At 64.5% G+C, this 21,440-nt stretch carries 18 protein-coding genes; 15 read left to right on the forward strand and 3 right to left on the reverse strand.

The genetic code is table 11. The features are described from left to right. Positions 1 to 4: 4 nt before the first annotated feature. From murG to ORS3428_RS01015, 14 genes are all read left to right on the forward strand, one after another. Entirely contained in the window at positions 5 to 1,129 is a 1,125-nt protein-coding gene (murG, locus tag ORS3428_RS00950) for an undecaprenyldiphospho-muramoylpentapeptide beta-N-acetylglucosaminyltransferase (RefSeq protein WP_071093923.1), read from the forward strand. Then, positions 1,126 to 2,532 (forward strand): UDP-N-acetylmuramate--L-alanine ligase, encoded by a 1,407-nt coding sequence (murC, locus tag ORS3428_RS00955; RefSeq protein WP_071093924.1) that lies wholly within the window; start codon positions 1,126 to 1,128, stop codon positions 2,530 to 2,532. The genes murG and murC overlap by 4 nt, the downstream gene beginning before the upstream one ends. Beyond that, on the forward strand, positions 2,529 to 3,494 hold the full coding sequence (gene murB, locus ORS3428_RS00960; protein ID WP_071093925.1) for a UDP-N-acetylmuramate dehydrogenase: 966 nt from the start codon (positions 2,529 to 2,531) through the stop codon (positions 3,492 to 3,494). The genes murC and murB overlap by 4 nt, the downstream gene beginning before the upstream one ends. A gap of 304 nt (positions 3,495 to 3,798) precedes the next feature. Then, positions 3,799 to 4,725 carry a D-alanine--D-alanine ligase gene (locus ORS3428_RS00965; protein WP_071093926.1) on the forward strand — a complete coding sequence of 309 codons (927 nt, stop codon included), beginning with the start codon at positions 3,799 to 3,801 and terminating at the stop codon, positions 4,723 to 4,725. Then, positions 4,713 to 5,654, forward strand: a complete 942-nt coding sequence (locus ORS3428_RS00970; protein ID WP_071093927.1) for a cell division protein FtsQ/DivIB — start codon at positions 4,713 to 4,715, stop codon at positions 5,652 to 5,654. Before ORS3428_RS00965 ends, ORS3428_RS00970 begins: the two co-directional genes overlap by 13 nt. Further along, positions 5,651 to 6,958, forward strand: a complete 1,308-nt coding sequence (ftsA, locus tag ORS3428_RS00975) for a cell division protein FtsA (RefSeq protein WP_071093928.1) — start codon at positions 5,651 to 5,653, stop codon at positions 6,956 to 6,958. Before ORS3428_RS00970 ends, ftsA begins: the two co-directional genes overlap by 4 nt. Positions 6,959 to 7,026: 68 nt before the next feature. After that, positions 7,027 to 8,682: a cell division protein FtsZ gene (gene ftsZ / locus ORS3428_RS00980; RefSeq protein ID WP_071093929.1), complete on the forward strand. Its 1,656-nt coding sequence runs from the start codon at positions 7,027 to 7,029 to the stop codon at positions 8,680 to 8,682. Between the two features lie 338 nt (positions 8,683 to 9,020). Then, positions 9,021 to 9,968, forward strand: coding sequence for a UDP-3-O-acyl-N-acetylglucosamine deacetylase (lpxC, locus tag ORS3428_RS00985; RefSeq protein ID WP_071093930.1), 948 nt, complete (start codon positions 9,021 to 9,023; stop codon positions 9,966 to 9,968). A gap of 203 nt (positions 9,969 to 10,171) precedes the next feature. Then, positions 10,172 to 11,041 carry an outer membrane protein assembly factor BamD gene (locus ORS3428_RS00990; RefSeq protein WP_071093931.1) on the forward strand — a complete coding sequence of 290 codons (870 nt, stop codon included), beginning with the start codon at positions 10,172 to 10,174 and terminating at the stop codon, positions 11,039 to 11,041. Positions 11,042 to 11,049: 8 nt separating this feature from the next. Beyond that, positions 11,050 to 12,723: a DNA repair protein RecN gene (gene recN / locus ORS3428_RS00995; protein WP_071093932.1), complete on the forward strand. Its 1,674-nt coding sequence runs from the start codon at positions 11,050 to 11,052 to the stop codon at positions 12,721 to 12,723. 174 nt (positions 12,724 to 12,897) lie between these two features. Continuing rightward, positions 12,898 to 15,105, forward strand: a complete 2,208-nt coding sequence (gene ligA, locus ORS3428_RS01000; protein ID WP_071093933.1) for an NAD-dependent DNA ligase LigA — start codon at positions 12,898 to 12,900, stop codon at positions 15,103 to 15,105. After that, positions 15,105 to 15,791 (forward strand): DUF2461 domain-containing protein, encoded by a 687-nt coding sequence (locus ORS3428_RS01005; protein ID WP_071093934.1) that lies wholly within the window; start codon positions 15,105 to 15,107, stop codon positions 15,789 to 15,791. Before ligA ends, ORS3428_RS01005 begins: the two co-directional genes overlap by 1 nt. Positions 15,792 to 15,897: 106 nt before the next feature. Then, on the forward strand, positions 15,898 to 16,626 hold the full coding sequence (locus tag ORS3428_RS01010; protein ID WP_071093935.1) for an AzlC family ABC transporter permease: 729 nt from the start codon (positions 15,898 to 15,900) through the stop codon (positions 16,624 to 16,626). Next, positions 16,623 to 16,919 (forward strand): AzlD family protein, encoded by a 297-nt coding sequence (locus tag ORS3428_RS01015; protein WP_071093936.1) that lies wholly within the window; start codon positions 16,623 to 16,625, stop codon positions 16,917 to 16,919. The genes ORS3428_RS01010 and ORS3428_RS01015 overlap by 4 nt, the downstream gene beginning before the upstream one ends. 246 nt (positions 16,920 to 17,165) lie before the next feature. On the opposite strand, the gene ORS3428_RS01020 is transcribed toward ORS3428_RS01015, so the two are convergent. The 3 genes from ORS3428_RS01020 to ORS3428_RS01030 form a co-directional block, all read right to left on the reverse strand. Next, positions 17,166 to 19,007 carry an aminopeptidase P family protein gene (locus ORS3428_RS01020; RefSeq protein WP_071093937.1) on the reverse strand — a complete coding sequence of 614 codons (1,842 nt, stop codon included), beginning with the start codon at positions 19,005 to 19,007 and terminating at the stop codon, positions 17,166 to 17,168. Between the two features lie 98 nt (positions 19,008 to 19,105). Continuing rightward, positions 19,106 to 19,978, reverse strand: coding sequence for a 50S ribosomal protein L11 methyltransferase (locus ORS3428_RS01025; RefSeq protein WP_071093938.1), 873 nt, complete (start codon positions 19,976 to 19,978; stop codon positions 19,106 to 19,108). A 77-nt stretch (positions 19,979 to 20,055) separates the two neighbouring features. Beyond that, positions 20,056 to 20,661, reverse strand: a complete 606-nt coding sequence (locus ORS3428_RS01030; RefSeq protein WP_071093939.1) for an SCO family protein — start codon at positions 20,659 to 20,661, stop codon at positions 20,056 to 20,058. A gap of 226 nt (positions 20,662 to 20,887) precedes the next feature. Between ORS3428_RS01030 and ORS3428_RS01035 the strand changes: the two genes are divergently transcribed. Beyond that, positions 20,888 to 21,373, forward strand: a complete 486-nt coding sequence (locus ORS3428_RS01035; RefSeq protein WP_071093940.1) for a CreA family protein — start codon at positions 20,888 to 20,890, stop codon at positions 21,371 to 21,373. Positions 21,374 to 21,440 lie beyond the last annotated feature (67 nt).

Below are 21,440 nucleotides of genomic sequence, written 5' to 3' on the forward strand. Positions count from 1 at the left end.
CCGGATGTCGAAGGGTGTCATCCTGCTCGCGGCCGGCGGAACAGGCGGCCATCTGTTTCCGGCCGAAGCGCTTGCGCATGAACTGATCGAGCGCGGCTGGACGGTGCATCTCGCCACCGACCATCGCGCCGAGCGCTATTCCCGCCATTTCCCGGCCGACGACACCCACTCGATCCCGTCGGCGACGCTAGGCTCGAAGAATCCGATTGCCATGCTCTCGGCTTTCTGGACGATCTGGCAAGGCGTGCGGCAGGCGGGACGGGTGATCGCCCGGATAAAGCCGGAGGCCGTCGTCGGCTTCGGCGGCTATCCGACGCTGCCGCCGGTCTATGCGGCGACCCGGCGCAAGGTGCCGACGCTGATCCATGAGCAGAACGCCGTCATGGGCCGGGCGAACAAGGCTCTGTCGAGTCGCGTCGATGCGATCGCCGGCGGCTTCCTGCCGGAAGGGGCAAGTGCGGCCGGCGCCAAGACGGTGACCACCGGCAACCCGGTCAGGCCGCAGATCCTCGAGGCGGCAAAGACGCCCTACGCGCCGTCCAACGACGGCGAGCCGTTCCGCTTCCTGGTGTTCGGCGGCAGCCAGGGCGCGCAGTTCTTTTCCGACGCCGTGCCGGCGGCAATCGCGCTTCTGCCTGAGGCACAACGCAAGCGACTAGTGATCACCCAGCAGGCACGCGCGGAAGACGTGGCGCGGGTGAAGGCAGCCTATGCCGAACTTGGCGTCGACGCGCAGGTGTCGCCCTTCTTCACCGACATGGCGGCACGCATGGGGGCGGCGCATCTCGTGATGTCGCGCTCCGGCGCCTCGACCGTATCGGAGATCGCCGTCATCGGCCGCCCGGCGCTGCTGGTGCCCTATCCGCATGCGCTCGATCATGACCAGGCGGCGAATGCCGCAGCACTTGCTGCAGCCGGCGGCGCCGAACTCCTTCCGCAGTCGACCCTGTCGGTCGAGCGGATCGCCGAGCTGGTCGGCGGGGTGATGCAGGATTCCGGCCGCCTGACGAGGATGGCCGCGGCCGCCCGTTCGGCCGGAAAGCCCGACGCGGCGCGGTTGCTCGCCGATCTGACAGAGGCTATTGCGTTCGGGAAGACGGTTTCGGACTTCAGGAGGACGCGCGCATGAAGATGCCGCAGACGATCGGCCTCGTGCATTTCATCGGCATCGGCGGCATCGGCATGAGCGGCATCGCCGAAGTGCTGCACAATCTGGGCTACAAGGTGCAGGGCTCGGACCAGGCCGACGGCGCCAATGTGCAGCGGCTGCGCGAGAAAGGCATCGAATGCTTTGTCGGCCACAAGTCCGAAAACCTCGGCGACGCCGAGGTGGTCGTGGTGTCGACGGCAATCAAGAAATCCAATCCGGAGCTCAAGGCTGCGCGCGAAAAGCTGCTGCCGATCGTGCGCCGCGCCGAGATGCTCGCCGAATTGATGYGCTTCCGCCAGGCGGTCGCCATCGGCGGCACGCATGGCAAGACCACCACCACATCGATGGTGGCGACGCTGCTCGAGGCCGGCGGGCTTGACCCGACCGTCATCAATGGCGGCATCATCAATGCCTATGGCACCAATGCCCGCATGGGCGACGGCGAGTGGATGGTGGTCGAGGCCGACGAGAGCGACGGCACTTTCCTCAAGTTGCCGGCCGATATCGCCGTCGTCACCAACATCGATCCCGAGCACCTCGATCACTACGGCAGTTTCGACAGGGTGCGCGAGGCCTTCCGCCAGTTCGTCGAGAACGTGCCGTTCTACGGCTTCGGTGTGATGTGCACGGACCACCCAGAAGTGCAGGCGCTTGTCGGCCGCATCGAGGACCGGCGCGTCATCACCTATGGCGAGAACGCGCAGGCCGACGTGCGCTTCACCAACCATCGCATGGAAGGGGCCGCGTCGGAGTTCGATGTGGTGATCCGCGACCGCAAGGGCCGTGGCTCGACGACGATCACAGGCCTGCGACTGCCGATGCCGGGCCGGCACAACGTCTCCAACGCGACGGCGGCGGTTGCCGTCGCGCATGAGCTCGGCCTCTCGGCCGAGGCGATCAAGAAGGGCCTGTCGTCCTTTGCCGGGGTCAAGCGCCGCTTCACCCATACGGGCTCCTGGAACGGCGTCGAGATCTTCGACGACTACGGCCACCATCCGGTCGAGATCGCAGCTGTGCTCAAGGCCGCGCGCGGCGCCACCAAGGGCCGCGTGATCGCCATCGCGCAGCCGCACCGCTTCACCCGGCTGCACGACCTGTTCGAAGAATTCTCTGTCTGTTTCAACGATGCCGACACCGTGATGGTGGCGCCAGTCTACGCGGCCGGCGAGGAACCGATCGAAGGGGTGACATCGGACGCGCTGGTGTCGCGCATCCGCGCCGGCGGCCATCGCGACGCGCGCTACATCGACGGCGCCGCCGCGATCGCGCCGGCTATCCGCGAACTGGCCAAGCCCGGCGACTTCGTCATCTTCCTCGGCGCCGGCAACATCACGCAATGGGCCTATGCGCTGCCCAAGGAACTCGGCGGGGCTTCCTCATGATGCGCGGCCAAGCTCTCATCGACAAACTCGCCGACAAGCTTGCCGGCCTGCGCGGCCGCATCACGCCCAATGCCGAGATGGACAAGATCACCTGGTTCCGCGCCGGCGGACTGGCGGAAGCGCTGTTCCAGCCTACCGACGAGGAGGATCTCGCGGCCTTCCTGCGCGCAGTTCCAGAGGAAATCCCGATCACCATTGTCGGCGTCGRCTCAAATCTTCTGGTGCGCGATGGCGGCATCTCCGGCTTCGTCGTCAGGCTTTCGGCCAAGGGTTTTGGCGAGGCTGAAGTCACCGGGCCGACCACCATCAAGGCGGGTGCCGCGACGCCCGACAAGCGCTTGGCCGCCGTGGCCTATGAAGCCGGCATCGGCGGCTTCCACTTCTATCATGGCATTCCGGGCGCCGTCGGCGGGGCGCTGCGGATGAATGCGGGCGCCAATGGCTCCGAGACGCGCGAGCGGGTGGTCGAGGTCAGGGCGCTCGACCGTGCGGGCAATGTCCATACGCTGAGCAACGCCGACATGGGCTATAGCTATCGCCATTCCTCGGCGCCGGCCGGGCTGATCTTCACCTCGGCCGTCTTCGAAGGCGTTCCCGAAGACAAGGCGGCGATCAAGGCGGCGATGGATGCCGTGCAGAACCATCGCGAGACGGTGCAGCCGATCCGCGAGAAGACCGGCGGCTCGACTTTCAAGAATCCCGAGGGCACGTCGGCCTGGAAAGAGATCGACAAGGCGGGCTGCCGCGGGCTGATGATCGGCGGCGCGCAGATGTCCCCGATGCATTGCAACTTCATGATCAATACCGGCACCGCGACCGGCTACGACCTCGAATATCTCGGCGAGACGGTGCGGGCTAGGGTGCTTGAGAATTCGGGAATCCGGCTGCACTGGGAGATCATGCGGCTGGGCAACTTCCGGCCGGATCATGCGGTTCAGGAATTCCTMGGCCAGCTGCTCTGACGCAGTTCAAGTAGTGCTTGAACTTGCGCGCGGGACGACGTCGTCAGGCGTTGCCGCAAGGACTCAACGAGACACTTTTTTCGCCCGTTTTCGCGGAAAGTGAATCTCTCGGAATCATAGGCACTTGCCAGGGAATCAACTCTCTGATTCTCTGCTCTAAAGCGTTTCCTGATTTGAGTCGTTTGACGCGTTACCCGCGTTTTCCGTCTGGGGGGGCAACCTGCCGGAAGACTCGGACTCACTATGCGGGAAAGTTGCGTGCGGAAATATTGGTTGCAGGCCCTGCGTGAAAGGGAATGACGGGATGAAGAAGAAGCATGTGGCTGTTCTCCTGGGGGGATTTTCCTCGGAGCGGCCCGTGTCTCTGTCCTCGGGGAAGGCGTGTGCGGATGCGCTTGAGAACGAAGGCTATCAGGTCACCCGCGTCGATGTTTCGCGCGATGTCGGGGCTGTGCTTGCCGAGCTCAAGCCCGATGTCGCCTTCAATGCGCTGCATGGCCCGTTCGGCGAGGACGKCACCATCCAGGGAATTCTCGAATATCTCGCAATTCCCTACACCCACTCGGGTGTGCTCGCTTCGGCGCTGGCCATGAACAAGGAGCAGGCCAAGAGGGTTGYCAAGGCCTCCGGCATTCCGGTTGCGGAATCGAAGGTGGTCAACCGCTTCACCGTCAAGGACAAGCACCCGATGAAGCCGCCTTATGTGGTGAAGCCGGTCAATGAAGGCTCGAGCTTCGGCGTCGTCATCGTGCGCGAGGGGCAGTCGCACCCGCCGCAGGTGATCGGCTCGTCCGAGTGGAAGTACGGCGAGACCGTCATGGTCGAGCGCTACATCCATGGGCGGGAGTTGACCTGCGCGGTCATGGGCGATGTGGCGCTCGGGGTCTGCGAGATCATTCCGACGGGCCATTCCTTCTACGACTACGATTCAAAGTACGTCCCCGGCGGATCAAAACACGAAACCCCTGCAAAAATTTCACCGAATATTTACCAAAAAATACAGACACTAGCCCTCAAGGCTCATCTTGCTATCGGCTGCCGGGGCGTTTCCCGGTCGGACTTCCGTTACGACGACCGTCACTCCGAAAACGGCGAGGTTGTCTGGCTCGAGATCAACACCCAGCCGGGCATGACGCCGACGTCTCTGGTGCCTGAAATCGCCGCGCAAGCGGGACACTCGTTCGGCGATTTGTTGAGTTGGATGGTGGAGGACGCTTCGTGTCTGCGTTGAGGTGGGGACAGGGCAAAGGCGGCGGGGTCGGTCCCTCGCTGTTTGGCGTGTCGCTGTCGTTCGACCATTTCGTGTTGCCGCGCCAGCTTCGCCGGCCGGTGCGTATGCTGGGTCGCCTCTGCGGCGGCGAGTATGAGGCGCCGCGTTTCTCCGCTGCGATCCTTTCTGCTGCCTTGTTGGCTTCGGCTGGAGCCTATGGCTCCTATCTCGGCGGCTATGCCGACAGCATCGTGCAGGGCGTGACTGCGCGGACCGGTTTTGCCGTCGATCAGATCAAGGTGGTCGGCAATCGCCAGACTTCCGAGATCGACATACTTGACCGGCTCGGGCTTGATGGCTGGACGTCGCTGATCGGCTTCGATGCCGAGGCGGCGCGCGAGCGCATCGCGACATTGCCGTGGGTCGAGGTCGCGGCGGTGCGCAAGATCTATCCACATACGCTGGAAGTGCGCGTCGAGGAGCGTCAGCCCTTCGCGCTCTGGCAACAGGGCAATTCACTTTCGGTCATCGAGCGGTCGGGCGAGGTGATTGCGTCGTTCTCCGGCGGCAAGCAGGCCTTGCTGCCGCTGATCATCGGCACGGGCGCTCCGGCCAAGGCGCCGGACTTCCTGGAAAAGATCAAGCGCTATCCCGAGCTCGCGGCGCGGGTCAAAGGCTATATCCGTGTCGGCGAGCGGCGCTGGGATCTCAAACTCGAGAACGGCATCACGGTGAAGCTGCCGGAAGACGGGGAGGATCAGGCGATCGCCGAACTCGTCAAGCTCGACCATGACAATGGACTTCTGACGCGCGACATCGCGGCGGTCGACATGCGCCTGTCCGATCGGCTGGTAGTGGAGCTCTCGCCGGAAGCCGCGACGCAGCGCGAAGCGGCGCTCAGCGAAAAGCCGAAGAACCTGACGAAGCGCAAGCCGGAGACGAAGATATGAGCTGGCTCGGCGGCAGTAGTGATGCTTCTTCGCGCCGGTCGGGCACGCTTACGGTGCTCGATGTCGGCTCGAGCAAGGTATGCTGCGTGGTGGCGAAGCTGAAGCCGAACGAGGACGGCAAACTTCTGCGTGGGCGCTCGCATCGCATCCAGGTGATCGGCATCGGTCATCAAAAATCGCAGGGCGTGAAGTCGGGCGTCGTCGTCGATCTCGACCGTGCCGAGCATGCCATTCGTCTCGCCGTCGACGCGGCGGAGCGCATGGCCGGGCTCACGGTCGATTCCCTCATCGTCAACATGACCGCGGGCCGGCTGAAGAGCGAGGCCTTCTCGGCCACCATCAATCTCGGCGGTCACCAGGTCGAGGAAGCCGACATCAAGCGCGTGCTTGCCGCCGGCGCCAAGCAGGCGCTGCGGGCCGAGCGGGAGGTGGTCCACTCGCTTCCCGTTGGCTTCTCGCTCGATGGCGAGCGCGGCGTGCGCGACCCGCGCGGCATGGTTGGCGACGCGCTCGGCGTCGACATGCATGTGCTGACCGGCGATGCCGCGCCGATGCGCAATCTGGAGCTCTGCATCAACCGCTCGCATCTCTCGGTCGAGCGCATGGTGGCCACACCCTATGCCAGCGGCCTCGCGGCGCTGGTCGACGACGAGCTCGAAATGGGCGCGGCCTGCATCGACATGGGCGGCGGCACCACGACCATCTCGGTGTTCTCGGAAGGCAAGTTCGTGCATGGCGACGCCATCGCCATCGGCGGCAACCATGTGACGCTCGACATGGCCAAGGGTCTGTCGACCTCGCTCGACGCGGCCGAGCGGCTGAAGGTGATGCACGGCTCGGCGCTGCCGGGCAGCGCCGACGACCGCGACCTGGTCTCCATCCAGCCGATCGGCGAGGAAGGCGAGGTGCCGCTGCAGATCCCGCGCTCGGTGATGACGCGCATCATTCGCGCGCGCATCGACGAGACGCTGGAATTGCTGCGTGACCGGCTGAACAAGTCAGGCTACGGCAATGCCGTCGGCAAGCGTGTCGTGCTCACCGGAGGCGCCAGCCAGCTGGCGGGCCTGCCGGAAGCGGCGCGCCGCATCCTCGGGCGCAATGTACGCATCGGCCGGCCGCTCGGCGTGGCGGGGCTGCCGGAAGCGGCCAAGGGGCCGGCGTTTTCGACCCCGGTCGGACTTATGATCTATCCGCAGATGGCGAGTTTCGAGAGCCATCTGGCGAAAGGACTTTCCGGTTTCAGAATGACCGGAACGGGTGGAAAACTGCATCGCATGAGTCAGTGGTTGAGAGACAGTTTTTAATTTGACGGGGACAGCCCCAAAGGCGGCCGCAGCGGCGAGGCGGCGGGAAAGGCAAAGGACGGAGAGCTATGACCATCAATCTCAAGAAGCCGGACATCACCGAGCTTAAGCCACGCATCACCGTGTTCGGTGTTGGCGGTGGCGGCGGCAACGCGGTCAACAACATGATCACAGCCGGCTTGCGCGGCGTCGAGTTCGTGGTGGCCAACACCGACGCGCAGGCGCTGACGATGTCGAAGGCAGAACGGCTGATCCAGCTCGGCGCGCATGTCACCGAAGGCCTCGGCGCCGGCTCGCAGCCGGAAGTCGGCCGTGCGGCGGCGGAAGAATGCATCGACGAGATCATCGATCATCTCTCCAACACGCATATGTGCTTCGTCACCGCCGGCATGGGCGGCGGCACCGGCACCGGTGCCGCTCCGGTCGTTGCGCGCGCTGCGCGCGAAAAGGGCATCCTCACCGTCGGCGTCGTCACCAAGCCGTTCCACTTCGAAGGCCAGCGCCGCATGAAGACGGCCGACATGGGCATCGAGGAGCTGCAGAAATGCGTCGATACCCTGATCGTCATTCCCAACCAGAACCTGTTCCGGCTGGCCAATGACAAGACCACCTTCGCCGATGCCTTCGCCATGGCCGACCAGGTGCTCTATTCGGGCGTTGCTTGCATCACCGACCTGATGGTCAAAGAAGGCCTGATCAACCTCGACTTCGCCGATGTCCGCTCGGTGATGCGCGAGATGGGCAAGGCGATGATGGGCACCGGCGAAGCTTCGGGCGAGGGCCGCGCGATGGCTGCCGCCGAAGCCGCGATCGCCAACCCGCTGCTCGACGAAACCTCGATGAAGGGCGCCAAGGGCCTGCTGATCTCGATCACCGGCGGCCGCGATCTCACCCTGTTCGAGGTCGACGAAGCCGCCACCCGCATCCGCGAGGAAGTGGACCAGGATGCCAACATCATCCTCGGCGCCACCTTCGATGAGGAGCTGGAAGGCGTGATCCGCGTCTCGGTGGTCGCCACCGGCATCGACAAGTCGGCGGCCGAAATCGCCGCTGCGCCGATCTCGATCCGCGCGCCGCAGAAGCCGGTCGCCCGTCCGGCGGCGCCAGTTCAGGAAAGCCGTCCCGCACCGGTTCAGCAGAYGGTCTACGAGCCGCGTGCCGTCGACCCAGTCGCCGAGGCGATCCAGYTGGCCGAGGCCAACGCCGCCGCGATGGCGCAACCGCGTCCGGCGCCGGTCGACGACTTCCGGCCGCAGAGCAAGATCTTCCAGGCCCCGCCGGCCCAGCCGCAGCCGCAGCCCGTGGTGCAGCAGGTCATGCAGCAGCCGGCGCCGCCGCGCGAGATGCCGCAGCCGGTAGCAGCAGCCCCGCAGCGCATGCCGCGCGTGGACGATTTCCCGCCGGTGGTGAGGGCCGAGGTGGAAGCCAAGAGCCGTCCCGCGGATCATGAGAACAGCGGACCTATGGGCCTGATCAAGCGTCTCACCAACGGCCTGACCCGCCGCGAGGAAGAGCCGGCCCGGCTCCAGCCGGCCCAACCGCGCGAGCCGAAACTGCGCCAGGCGGCGCCGGAAATGCGCCGCCTTGCAAGCCAGGACCCGCAGCTCTACGCGCCGCGCCGCGGGCAGTTGGACGACCAGGGTCGCCTGACGCCGCAGAGCCGCGCGGTTCAGGAAGACGACCAGCTGGAAATCCCGGCATTCCTGCGCCGCCAGGCTAACTGATCGTTAAGGATATATAATAGTTGTTAGCAGGCAGACGAGAAATCGTCTGCCTGTTTTCGTTAAAAGGGTATATAAAACAAAGCGTTACAAGCGCTTTCTCACTCGGCGTCGCGGTTACAAAGGGTAAGAAACCGTGATTTGGAGTCTCCTGGACGCGCCATTATCTTCGCGTCGGACTAAAGTCGGTTAGCCGGGATTCGGGGAGTTGGCCCTGCCTGCCGATCATATCAGAGCCGCATGCCCTTGTTTATTTCGCCGCATTTGTGCGGACGCCAGGTGATCCGCCTGGCCGATATTGCTCAAGAGGCCAATGAAGCGGACGCAGGCGGTTTGGGCTTATGGGGTTTGTCTTGCACGACTATCAGACGACAGTAAAAGCGCGCGTGACGCTGACCGGCACCRGCGTCCACAGCGGCAAGCCCGTCACTGTTCATTTCCTGCCCGCCGATGCCGACACCGGCATCGTGTTCCACCTGTCGAACGGCGGCGAGGGCCGCGAGTTTCGCGCATTGGTGTCCGAGGTCGGGGCTACCGATCTTTGCACCATGCTCGGYGATCCGGCCGGCGAGCATATCGGAACCGTTGAGCATCTGATGGCGACGGTGTTCGGACTTGGCATCGACAATCTCATCATCGAGATCGATGGTCCGGAAGTGCCCATCCTCGACGGCAGCGCCGTGGCCTTTGTCGAGGCCTTCGACCAGGCGGGCATCGAGGCGCTGGCTGTCAAGCGCCGCTATATCCGCGTCGTCAAGCCGGTCCGTATCGAAGCCGGARCATCATGGGCCGAGTTCCGCCCCTATGACGGCACCCGGTTCGAGATCGAGATCGATTTCGAAAGCCCGGCGATCGGGCGGCAGCTCTTTGCCTCCGACATCAATCCCGATATTTTCCGCCGCGACATCGCGCGGGCTCRCACCTTCGGCTTCATGAAGGATGTCGAGCGGCTGTGGGCGGCCGGTTACGCGCTCGGCTCGTCGCTGGAGAACTCGCTGGTCATCGGCGACGACAACCGCGTCATCAATGTCGGCGGACTGCGCTATCCCAATGAATTCGCCCGCCACAAGACGCTCGACGCCATGGGCGATCTGGCGCTGGCCGGCGCGCGCTTCATCGGCTGCTTCCGCTCCTATCGCGGCGGCCACCGGATGAATGCGGCGGCGCTGCGCCGCCTGCTGTCCGACCGTACGGCGTTCGAGATCGTCGAGACGCGGCGCCGCGAGCGCGGCCGCGTTGCCGAGATGATCGCAGTCAGCGGACCGGTCTACGCGCCCTGGGTGATCTGATTCTTAACGATTTTCTGGCTTTGTAGGCGGAGCTTGTGTTGCGCGCCTGCATCACAGGTCCCTGAAATTGTGCAGCTTTGGACAGCGCGCCAAACCGCCACAAAAATGTGCGATTGGCCGCAGATAGCGTTGCCGCATTAGGCAGTTATGGTTTATGGCTGCTGCCCCAGACCGAAATGACGCCGAAAGGGCGGAAATCAATCATGTTGCTTAAGCGAGTTGGTCAATCGAAGGCGCCGCATCGGGCTGTTTTCCTGGCGCTTTCGTTGGTCGCCCCTTCGCTGGTGCTGTCTGCCTGCACGTCGGACAAGAAGGACATCAATCTGGCTACCTATGTCGACCAGACCGAGCCGGCCGACGTTCTCTACAACCAGGGCCTCGCCAACCTGAATGCCGGCCGCCTCGACGAGGCGAGCAAGAAGTTTGACGCCGTCGACCGCCAGCATCCCTATTCGGAATTCGCCCGCAAATCGATGGTGATGGGCGCCTTCGCCGACTATCGCGCCGGCAATTATGACGAGGCGATCGGCGCCGCCAAGCGCTACCTCACGCTCTATCCGTCGACCGACGATGCCGCCTATGCGCAATACATCATCGGCTTGAGCTACTACCGCCAGATCAAGGACGTCACCYAGGACCAGAAGGAAGCACGCCAGACCGTGCAGACCATGCAAGATCTGGTGACGCGCTGGCCGAACTCCGAATATGTCGAAGACGCCAAGGACAAGATCCGCTTCGCCACCGACCAGCTYGCCGGCAAGGAGATGCAGATCGGCCGCTACTATCTGGAGCGGCGCGAGTATATCGCCGCGGTCAAGCGCTTCCGCACTGTCGTCGAGAACTATTCCAACACGCGTCACGTCGAAGAGGCGCTCGCGCGCCTGACCGAAGCCTATTATGCGATGGGCCTGACCTCGGAAGCGCAGACGGCCGCGGCGGTGCTCGGCAACAACTATCCCGACAGCCAGTGGTACAAGGATTCCTACAAACTCCTGCAGAGCAACGGGCTTCAGCCGCGTGAGAATGCCGGATCGTGGATTTCCAAGGCCGGGAAGCTGATCACCGGCGCCTGACACTCCTGATGCTGTCCAGACTGTCGATCCGCGATATCGTCCTGATCGAGAAGCTGGACATCGACTTCCTGCCTGGACTTTCGGTGCTGACCGGCGAGACGGGCGCCGGCAAATCCATTTTGCTCGATGCGTTGTCGCTGGCGCTTGGCGCGCGCGGCGACGCTTCGCTCGTCCGCCACGGCGCGGCGCAKGGCCAGGTGATCGCGGTGTTCGACGTGCCGCGCAACCATCCCGCCCGTGCACTGCTTGCCGAGAACGACATCGAGGACGATGGCGACATCATCCTGCGCCGCGTGCAGACCGCCGACGGCCGCACGCGGGTCTTCGTCAACGATCAGCCGTCCAGCGTCACCCTGATGCGTGATGTCGGCCGCGCACTGGTCGAGATCCACGGCCAGCACGACGAGCGTGCGCTGGTCGATCCCGGCGCACACCGTGAGTTGCTGGACAGTTTCGGCGGCCATTTGGGCGCCGTGCGCGGTGCAGGCGAGGCCTGGCGCTACTGGCGAAGCTGCGAGCAGGAGCTGTCCAGGTATCGCGCCAAGGTCGAGGCGGCAGCGCGCGAAGCGGATTATCTCAGGGCGTCCGTCGCCGAACTGGCGAAGCTCGATCCGCAGCCCGGCGAGGAGACCGAGCTTGCCGAACTGCGCGCGCAAATGATGCGCGCCGAAAAGATCGCCTCCGAAATCCACGATGCGCAGGACGTGCTGTCGGGGCCGTCCTCGCCCTTGCCGCAGCTTGCCAGCCTGCTCAGGCGACTGCAGCGCAAGTCGGGTGAGGTGCCTGGCCTGCTCGACGACGTGGTGAAGTCGCTGGACGAGGCGATGATCTCGCTCGACGCGGCGCAGTCCGGCGTCGAGACGGCGCTTCGCGCCACCGAGTACGATCCGCAGCGCCTGGAAAAGGCCGAGGAGCGGCTGTTTTCGCTGCGCGCAGCCTCGCGCAAGCACAATGTCGTGGTCGACGATCTGGCGCAGCTGCGCGACACGATGGCGGCCGATCTTGCCGATCTCGATGCCGGCGAGCAGCGCCTGCACGGGCTTGAAAAGCAGGCCGCCGCGGCGCGCGAGGCCTACGATATTTCGGCGGCGCAACTCTCTTCGCTTCGTCACGCGGCGGCAGCCGGCCTGACCAAGGCGGTGATGGCGGAACTGCCGGCGCTCAAGCTCGAACGGGCAGAGTTCATCGTGGAAATCGTGAGCGACACCGAAAGCCGCATGGAAGCGGGGATCGATCAGGTCGAATTCTGGGTGCGCACCAATCCGGGCACCAGGCCTGGGCCGATGATGAAGGTCGCCTCGGGCGGCGAGCTATCGCGTTTCCTTCTGGCGCTGAAGGTGGCGCTTGCCGACCGCGGCTCCGCGCCGACCCTGGTCTTCGACGAGATCGACACCGGCGTCGGCGGCGCGGTGGCCGACGCCATCGGCCAGCGATTGGCGCGGCTGTCGAAGCGGGTGCAGGTGCTTTCGGTCACGCATGCGCCGCAAGTGGCGGCGCGCGCTGCCACGCATTTCCTGATCTCGAAATCCGGCGGCAAGGACCGGGTCGCCACCGGCATCGCCGAAATGGACCGCGCGGCGCGCCAGGAAGAGATCGCGCGCATGCTGGCCGGCGCCACCATCACCGACGAGGCGCGCGCCGCGGCCGAGCGGTTGCTGCGCGAGAATACGGCCGCCGCCTAAGGCTCGGCCTGACCTGAATCTCAACACATCCTGGAAGGCTTGATTTCTTCGGCTCGAAAGTTGAGTCAGCAGATGGCTGCATCCTGCTGTTCGGGAAGGATTCCTTCGCAAGTCGACTCCCTCGCAGCGAATCCTGATTTATAGTGGCGCGCCATAATTCGAGGACAGCGTTGCATGTCGGATAAACCAGTCGAATCGCTGAGCGAAGGCGAGGCAGCGGAGGAACTGAAGCGGCTGGCGACGGAGATCGCCGAACACGACCGGCGCTATCATACCGAGGACGCGCCGACGATCTCGGACGCCGAATATGACGCGCTGGCTCGACGCAACCTTGCGATCGAAGAACGCTTTCCCGATCTCGTGCGCGAGGATTCGCCGTCGCGCCGGGTCGGCGCGCCGCCGGCGGAAGGCTTTGCCAAGGTGCGGCATCAGGTGCCGATGCTCAGCCTCGGCAAGGCCTATACCGACCAGGACGTTGCCGATTTCATCGAGCGCGGGCGGCGCTTCTTCGACCGCGACAAGGATCTCGACATCGCCTTCACCGCCGAGCCGAAGATCGACGGGCTGTCGGCTTCGCTGCGCTACGAAAACGGCGTGTTCGTGCAGGGCGCGACGCGCGGCGACGGCGCCGTCGGCGAGGACATCACCGCCAATCTGAAGACCATCGGCGATATCCCGAAGACGCTGAAGGGCTCGGGCTGGCCCGACGTCATCGAGATCCGCGGCGAGGTCTATATGACCTATGCCGAATTCGAGGCGCTGAAGCAGCGCTCGGCGGCGATCGGCGGCCAGGATTACGTCAATCCGCRCAACACGGCGGCAGGCTCGCTGCGCCAGAAGGATCCTTCGGTCACCGCCAGCCGCAACCTGAAATTCTTCGCCTATGCCTGGGGCTATACGACGGCGGATCCGGCTCCGACCCAGTATGATTCCGTGCAGAAGTTCAAGGAATGGGGCTTCAAGGTCAGCCCGCTGATGGTGCGGGCGAGGTCGATTGACGAGCTCATTGCCCACTACCACCGGATCGAGGAGCAGCGCTCGTCCCTCGGCTACGACATCGACGGCGTCGTCTACAAGGTCGACCAGCTTGAGCTGCAGCGCCGCTGGGGTTTCGTCACCGGCGAGCCGCGCTGGGCGGTCGCCCACAAATTCCCGGCCGAGCAGGCGATGACGACCGTGCAGAGGATCGACATCCAGGTCGGCCGCACCGGCACGCTGGCGCCGGTCGCGCGGCTGGCGCCGGTCACGGTCGGCGGCGTGGTGGTCGAGAACGTCACGCTGCACAATGAGGACTATATCAAGGGCTTCGACAGCAACGGCCAGCCGATCCGCGACGGCGTCGACGTCCGCATCGGCGACACGGTGGTGATCCAGCGGGCAGGGGACGTGATCCCGCAGATTGTCAGCGTCGTCATCGACAAGCGTCCGGTCGATGCGGTGCCTTACGAATTTCCGCACACCTGTCCTGTCTGCGGCTCGCCGGCGACGCGCGAGATCAACGAGAAGACCGGCAAGGAGGATTCGCGACGCCGCTGCACCGGCGAGCTGATCTGCGCCGCGCAGGCCGTGGAAAGGCTGCGCCATTTCGTGTCGCGCGGCGCGCTCGATATCGAGGGGCTGGGGGCGGAAAACATCGACCTCTTCTTCAACGCGGGACTGGTCAAGACCGCGGCCGACATCTTCACGCTCAAGGATCGAAGGCCGGCCGTCACCAGGGCGCTGGCCGAGCGGCGCGAGGAGCAGGCAAGGCAGCGCGAGGCCGCATCGGGCAAGACGCGCAAGAATGTGCGCAGCGTCGAGGAACGCAACTACGAAGGCTTGGACAAGCTGTTCGCGGCTATCGACGCTCGCCGCGAGCCCGAGCTCGACCGCTTCATCTTCGCGCTAGGCATCCGCCATATCGGCGAGACCACCGCGGCGGTGCTGGCCCGCCAGTTCTCGACGATCGAGGAACTGATCCGCGTCGGCAAGGAAATGGCAAAGGCCGACGACCCGCATGACGTTTTCCCGTCGATCACCGGCATCGGCGACACGGTGATCGGCGCGCTGCGCGATTTCTTCGGCAACGAGCGCAACGACGAAGTGCTCGATGCGCTGCTGGCCCAGGTCCATCCGAAGCCATATGTCATGGAGATCTCGGCCGGCAGCGAGGTCTCCGGCAAGACGGTGGTGTTCACCGGCACGCTGGAAAAGATGACGCGTTCAGAAGCCAAGGCGATGGCGGAGCGGCTCGGCGCCAAGGTCGCGGGCTCGGTGTCGGCCAAGACCGATCTGGTGGTGGCGGGACCGGGCGCCGGCTCCAAGCTCAAGGTTGCGACCGACCTCGGCATCGAAGTGATCGACGAGGACACCTGGCTGCAGCGCATCGGCAGGAGCGGCTGATGGCCGGCGCGTTCAAGGGTTTTGGAGAGAAGGCGATTCCGTTCCTCAAGGCGCTCGACTTCCACCAGAGCCGGGAATGGTTCCAGGAAAACCGCGACCTCTACCTGAGCGAACTGCATGAGCCGTTTTGCGATCTCGTCGAGACGCTCAGCGAACGCTTCTCGGCGGCAGGCCTTGGCCTGCGCGGCGACCGCAAGAAGTCGCTCTTCCGTATCAATCGCGACGTGCGCTTCTCCAAGGACAAGCGGCCCTACAACCGGCATCTGTCGGCCATCCTGTCGCCCGACGGCACCAAGATGGAGCAGGGCGTCTTCTACGTGCATATCGGGCTCGAGCACTGCTTTGCCGGCGTCGCCTGGTGGCAGCCCGGCCCCGAACTGCTACAGGCGATGCGCAAAGCTATCGTGACAAAGCCGGCGGCGTTCCGCGCCATGATAACGGCGCTGGAGAAGGGCGGTCTCGCGCTCGACCCTGGGGACGCCCTCAAGCGCGCCCCGCGCGGCTTCGAGGAAATCGGCGAAGACGATCTCGCCCAGGCCGTGCGCAACCGGCACTTTTTGGTCCGGAACGAGATCGATCCGGCGACGATCTATTCGCCGGCGCTTGTCGACGACCTCGTCGGCTTCACCTTGCGCGCCAAGCCGCTGCTCGATTGGGGCAGGGCGATCCAGGGCACGGCGTCCTGAGCCGCATAGGCGCCTGGCGATCAGTTCCGCTGATCGTTGGCTCAAGCAAATTGGTGTGACAAGCAAGGCGACGCTCCCTACATGAAGTCGCTCAAGGGAGCGTTGGATGTCGGCCGAAGCAATCTCCGAAAGCGGTACGAGAAGCGATTTCTGGGACGGCGTGCGGCTGTCGATGCCGGTCGTCGTCGCATCGGCGCCGTTCGCGGTGCTGTTCGGCGCGCTCGCCGTCGATAACGGGTTTTCGGTGCTGGAGGCCTTTCTGATGAGCGCGCTGATTTTCGGCGGCGTCAGCCAGATGGTCGGCATCGAACTGTTCGGCCAGCATGTCGCGCCGTGGCTGGTTGTGCTCTCGATCTTCGCGGTGAACTTCCGCCACGTGCTCTATTCGGCCGGCATAGGGCGGCGCATCGCGCATTGGCCGATCGTGCAACAGGCGCTCGGCTATTTCGTCCTCACCGATCCGCAATATGCCATCGCCGAGGCCAGGGCAGAGTCCGGTCAGCCGGTGGGCTTCGTCTGGTATCTGGGGCTCGGCCTGCCGGTCTATATGTTCTGGGTGATCGAAAGCGGATTGGGCGCGGTGTTCGGCAAGATGATCCCGGACACCCATGCGCTGGGCATCGATTTCCTACTGCCGATCTATTTCTTGGGCCTCGTCATGGGCTTCCGCAAACGGCCGCTGTGGCTGCCGGTGGTGGCTGCCAGCGCGGCCGCCTCGATCGTCGCCTACAGAACCGTCGGCTCACCCTGGCATGTCTCGATCGGCGCGATTGCCGGCGTGCTGCTGGCGGTGATCCTGCCGCCGCATCACAGCGGCGTGGGGAAGCGCTCATGAGCACCACCTTCTGGATCATCCTCGCCGGCGCGATCGCCACCTATCTGACGCGCGTCGGCGGCCACCTCGTCATCTCGCGCTTCGAGAGCATCCATCCGCGCGTCGAGGCCGGCCTCAACGCCGTGCCGGCGGCGGTGCTGACGACGCTGGTGGCGCCGGAGCTTCTGCATGCTGGACCCGCCGAGTGGGCGGCGCTGATTGTCACGGCGATCGTGTCGCTGCGTGGCGGCCTGATGGCGATGTTTTTGGCCGGCGCCGCGGTGCTGATCGTCGCCAGGCAGTTTGTGGGGTAGCCCTTCATCCTGAATCGCTTTTGTGGGGTAGCCCTTCATCCTGAATCGCTTTCGCCGCCCCTCATCCGCCTGCCGGCACCTTCTCCCCGTATAGTGACGGGGAGAAGGTGGACGGCTGCGGCGCCGGCGTTCATTCTGCGACGTTGGTAGTTTGCGAAACCATCAGCGAGAGCGTCTTTCTCCCCGTCATTATACGGGAGAAATGCCCGGCAGGGCAATGAGGGGCGGCGCCGACCTGTCGAAGGATCAGATCTTGGCGTCGTGCGGCAGCGGCGCGGTCGCCTTCTCCAGCCAGGCCAACGTCTCTCCGTCCACCATCGGGCCGATCTCGGAAAGCACGCGCGCGTGATACTGGTCGAGCCAATGCAGCTCGTCGCGGGTCAACAGCTMGGAGCGGATGAGGCGCTTGTCGATCGGCGCCAGCGTCAGCGTCTCGAAGCCGTGCATGGCRATATCGCCGCCTTCAATCTGCTCAGCCGGCGTGACCACGACAAGGTTCTCGATGCGGATACCGTAGGAACCTTCCTTGTAGTAGCCCGGTTCGTTGGAAAGCATCATGCCGGCAAGCAGCTTCTCGGTGCCGGTGCGGGCGATGCGCTGCGGCCCTTCATGTACGGCGAGATAGGAGCCGACGCCGTGGCCGGTGCCGTGGGCGAAGTCGCAGCCATGCTTCCACAGCGCCATGCGGGCAACGGCGTCGATTTCCGAGCCGCGCGTGCCGGCCGGAAAGCGCAGCGTCGAGATGCCGATCATGCCCTTCAGCACCAGTGTGAAGCGCTCGCGCATCTCCTCGGTCGGCTGGCCGATCGGCACGGTGCGGGTGATGTCGGTGGTGCCGTCCTGATATTGGCCGCCGGAGTCGAGCAGGAACAGCTCGCCGCTTTTCAGCTTGCGGCTGGTGGCGCGCGAGACGCGGTAGTGCATGATGGCGCCATTCGGGCCGGCACCGGAAATGGTGTCGAAGGAGACGTCGCGCAGCGGCATCTGCGTTTCCTCGCCGGTCTGCCGGCGCACCTCTTCGAGCTTGGTAACGACGTCGATCTCGTCGAATGAGCCCGGCTTCTGCCGGTCGAGCCAGCAGAGCAGCTTGGCGACCGCGGCGCCGTCGCGGCGGTGCGCGGCGCGACTGCCGTTGATCTCGGCCTGGTTCTTGGTGGCGCGCGGAATGCGGGCGGGGTCGGCCGCCGAGACGACCTTGCCGCCATTGTCCTCGACCAGCATCTTGAGCTTCTCGGCCGCCAGCACCGGGTCGAGCGCGATTTTGCCGCCCTTGGCGAGGTTGGCGACCGCCGCTTCGAATTCGCCCGGATCGTGCAGGTCTGCAAGCTGGGTAAGATAAGCGGCGACCTGGCGCGAGAATTTGCGCTTGTCCATGAAGAGCTGGTGCTTGCCGTCGGCGGCGAGGATGGCGAAGCCGAGCGCGAGCGGCGTGTGCGGCAGGTCACCGCCACGGATGTTGAAGGCCCAGGCGATGGAGGAGGGATCGGTCAGCACGGCGTGCGTCGCGCCGTCTTTTTGGATCGCGCTTGCCAGCCGTGCCAGCTTGTCCTTGGCAAGCTCGCCTGCAAAGGCGATCGGGTGGAGCTCGACCGGCGCCCGTGGCGGTTCGGGCTGGTCCTTCCAGATGATGTCGATCGGATTCTTGTCGAGCGGCACCAAGGCCGCGCCCGACTGCTCGGCCGAAGCTTTCAGCGCCTTGACCTCGCCGATCGTGTGCAGCCAGGGGTCGAAGCCGAGCCGCGCGCCCTTGCCGAGATTGTCCTTGATCCAGCTGGGCGGCGGGTTATCGATAAGGCTCTCGATGGCGAAAATCGAAAGGTCGACTTCGCCCCGCACCTGCAACGTATAGCGGCCGTCGACGAAGATGAAGGCGCGGTCGCGCAGGATGATGGYGACGCCGGCCGAGCCGCTGAAGCCGGTCAGCCATTTCAGCCGCGCCGAACGGTCGGCGACATATTCRCCCTGGTGCTCGTCGGCGCGCGGCACCATGAAGCCGTCCAACCCGTTCTCCGCCAGCCATTGGCGCAGCATCGCCACACGCGGCTTGCCGACAGCCGGATCGCCGGCGGAGTCAAAGGTCTGGAACATGGTGGAATCTCCCTCGAATGCTTGCCGGAACCGTAGCGCATGGCCTTGGAAACCGGAATCGATTTCGGCAGGGCCAGACTGGCTGGGTTTTGCTTGTCTCAGCGCTTGAGGTGGATCGTCACCCAGCCCTCGCGATGCAACGTCCGGGCGTGGCGGAAGCTCTGGCCGACATAGGCTGAGATCACCGCGTCGCGCTGCCGGTCGAGGATGCCGGAAAGCACCAGCGAGCCGCCCAGCCTGATGTGCTTCGCCATCTCGGGCGCCAGCCGCATCAGCGGCCGCGCCAGGATGTTGGCGACGATCAGGTCGAAGGGCGCGCGCCTGGCGAAGATCGGGTGATGGAAACCTGGCGCCGTCACCGTCTCGACAAGCGCCTTCACGTGATTGAGGCGCGCATTGGCGGCGGCGACCTTGACGGCAATCGGGTCGATGTCCGTCGCCAGCACGGGAATATGCGCGAGCTTGGCCAACGCGATCGCCAGTACCGCGCTGCCCGTTCCGAGATCGAGCGCGTTGCGCGGACGCTCGCGCTGCACGACCTGATCCAGCATTTCGAGGCAGCCGGCGGTGGTGCCGTGATGGCCGGTGCCGAAGGCAAGGCCCGCCTCGATCTCGATGGCGAGATCGCCGCTGCGTCGCTTGCCGCGATCATGCGCGCCATGAACGAAGAAGCGCCCGGCACGCACCGGCTTCAGCCCTTCGAGCGAGCGCGCGACCCAGTCGATGTCGGGGAGCGCTTCGCGTTCGACCTGCTTCGACAAAGCGAGACCCGCGAGGATGTCCCTTATGCGCGCCTCAATCGCTTCGACATCGCCGTCGGCGTAGAGCGACACTTCGTGGATGTCTTTATCCTCGTCGACCTCCAGCACGGCAAGCGGCAGGCCGTCATCCTCGAAGGCGGCGTCGAGCGCCGCGAAGATGCGGTCGGCCTCGAACTTTCCCGCGGTGAAATGGAGCCTGGTCTGCGCCATCAGGGCGACTCTTGTCTGAGCATGATCTTTCCGAGAACCGGTTCCCGCTTTTTGCTACGCTATCCTTCGGATCGGGATCATGCTTGGCCACCGGCGGCCAGCCGCTTCAGCTTGGCGATGGCGGYGTCGGCGCTTTCGCCGTAAGCGATGGTGCCGGCGAACTCGCCCTTGGCATTGAGCRGCAGCACCGAGGCCGTGTGGTCCATCGTGTAGTTGCCATCGCTCGTGTCGACCTTCCTCCAGTAGATGCCGAAGGCCTTGGCCATGGCGTGCACCTTGTCGGGATCGCCGGTAATGCCAGTGATACGATCTGAGAGACTGCTCACATAGGTCTTCATGACCTCAGGTGTGTCGCGCTCCGGATCCACCGTGACGAAATAACCATGGAGATCTTTGCCGTCGTTGCCAAGAGTCTTCAGCCAACCGGCCATTTCGAAGAGCGTGGTCGGGCACACGTCGGGACAGTTGGTGTAWCCAAAGAAGACAAGGCTTGGATGGCCCCGGAACGCGGCCTCGGTGATCGGCGCGCCTTTCTCGTCGGTGAGAGAGAACGCCGCGCCRTAAGGCTCGCCACCATATAATTCGTGATACCAACGGAACGTCATTATACCTGTTACCGTAGCCATCAGCACTAGGATGCCGATGAGAATAAACCGCATAACAGGGGAGGGTTGGTTTGCCATTTCAGTCTGCCGTCGTTGGGCGCGAGGAGCGCTTTGTCAGCTAACTACCTATCCGCACGTCGTTCTGGGAACATATGGGCCAAAGAGATATGCGCAAAGATGTCGCGTTGCCKCAACCGTAGCGATCTGTGGCCGATGACGCGAGCGCCCAGGTCACCGATCTGCTTGCAAATGCCAAGGTCTTATCCCACCTGACATCGGCCAAACGCGAACCGAGGAGGCTTCCTTGCGAAAACTGATCGGCTTGTTCGCCGCATGCCTTGCCCTGAGCGCCGGCGCCGCGGCCGCTGACGAGGTCGRCAAGGTCGGGGTCGACTGGGTCGGCAACGACATCATGGTCGAGGCCATCAAGGATCCGAAAGTGGACGGCGTCACCTGCCATGTCGCCTATTTCGATCGCAGCATCATCGATCGGCTGCACAAGGGCAACTGGTTCGAGGATCCCTCCGATTCCTCGATCTCCTGCCGCCAGACCGGCCCGATCACCATCGGCGACATCGACATGAGCGAGAAGGGCGAGGAGGTGTTCAAGCAGGGCCTCAGCCTGATCTGGAAGAAGCAGGTGGTGAACCGCATCTACGACAAGAAGAACGAGACGCTGATCTATCTGTCGCATTCGCGCCAGGTGCAGAATGGCTCGGCGAAGATGTCGGTCACGACCGTGCCGCTCTACGGTCAGAATGTGAGCTGGACGAAGGGCAAGCCACAATAACAGATTCCTGGGGACATCTCAGACAGGCATCGGCCCCGGGCAATGGCTTGCAGGGTAATCCCGGCCG

It is taken from the genome of Mesorhizobium sp. ORS 3428 (assembly GCF_001854785.1).
Classification (GTDB): domain Bacteria; phylum Pseudomonadota; class Alphaproteobacteria; order Rhizobiales; family Rhizobiaceae; genus Mesorhizobium.

Coding starts and splice junctions, on each gene's coding strand:
- murG (WP_071093923.1), top strand. CDS start 5: ATGTCGAAGGGTGTCATCCTGCTCGCGGCCGGCGGAACAGGCGGCCAT.
- ftsA (WP_071093928.1), top strand. CDS start 5,651: ATGAGCTGGCTCGGCGGCAGTAGTGATGCTTCTTCGCGCCGGTCGGGC.
- ORS3428_RS01005 (WP_071093934.1), top strand. CDS start 15,105: ATGGCCGGCGCGTTCAAGGGTTTTGGAGAGAAGGCGATTCCGTTCCTC.
- ORS3428_RS01010 (WP_071093935.1), top strand. CDS start 15,898: ATGTCGGCCGAAGCAATCTCCGAAAGCGGTACGAGAAGCGATTTCTGG.
- ORS3428_RS01015 (WP_071093936.1), top strand. CDS start 16,623: ATGAGCACCACCTTCTGGATCATCCTCGCCGGCGCGATCGCCACCTAT.
- ORS3428_RS01025 (WP_071093938.1), bottom strand. CDS start 19,978: ATGGCGCAGACCAGGCTCCATTTCACCGCGGGAAAGTTCGAGGCCGAC.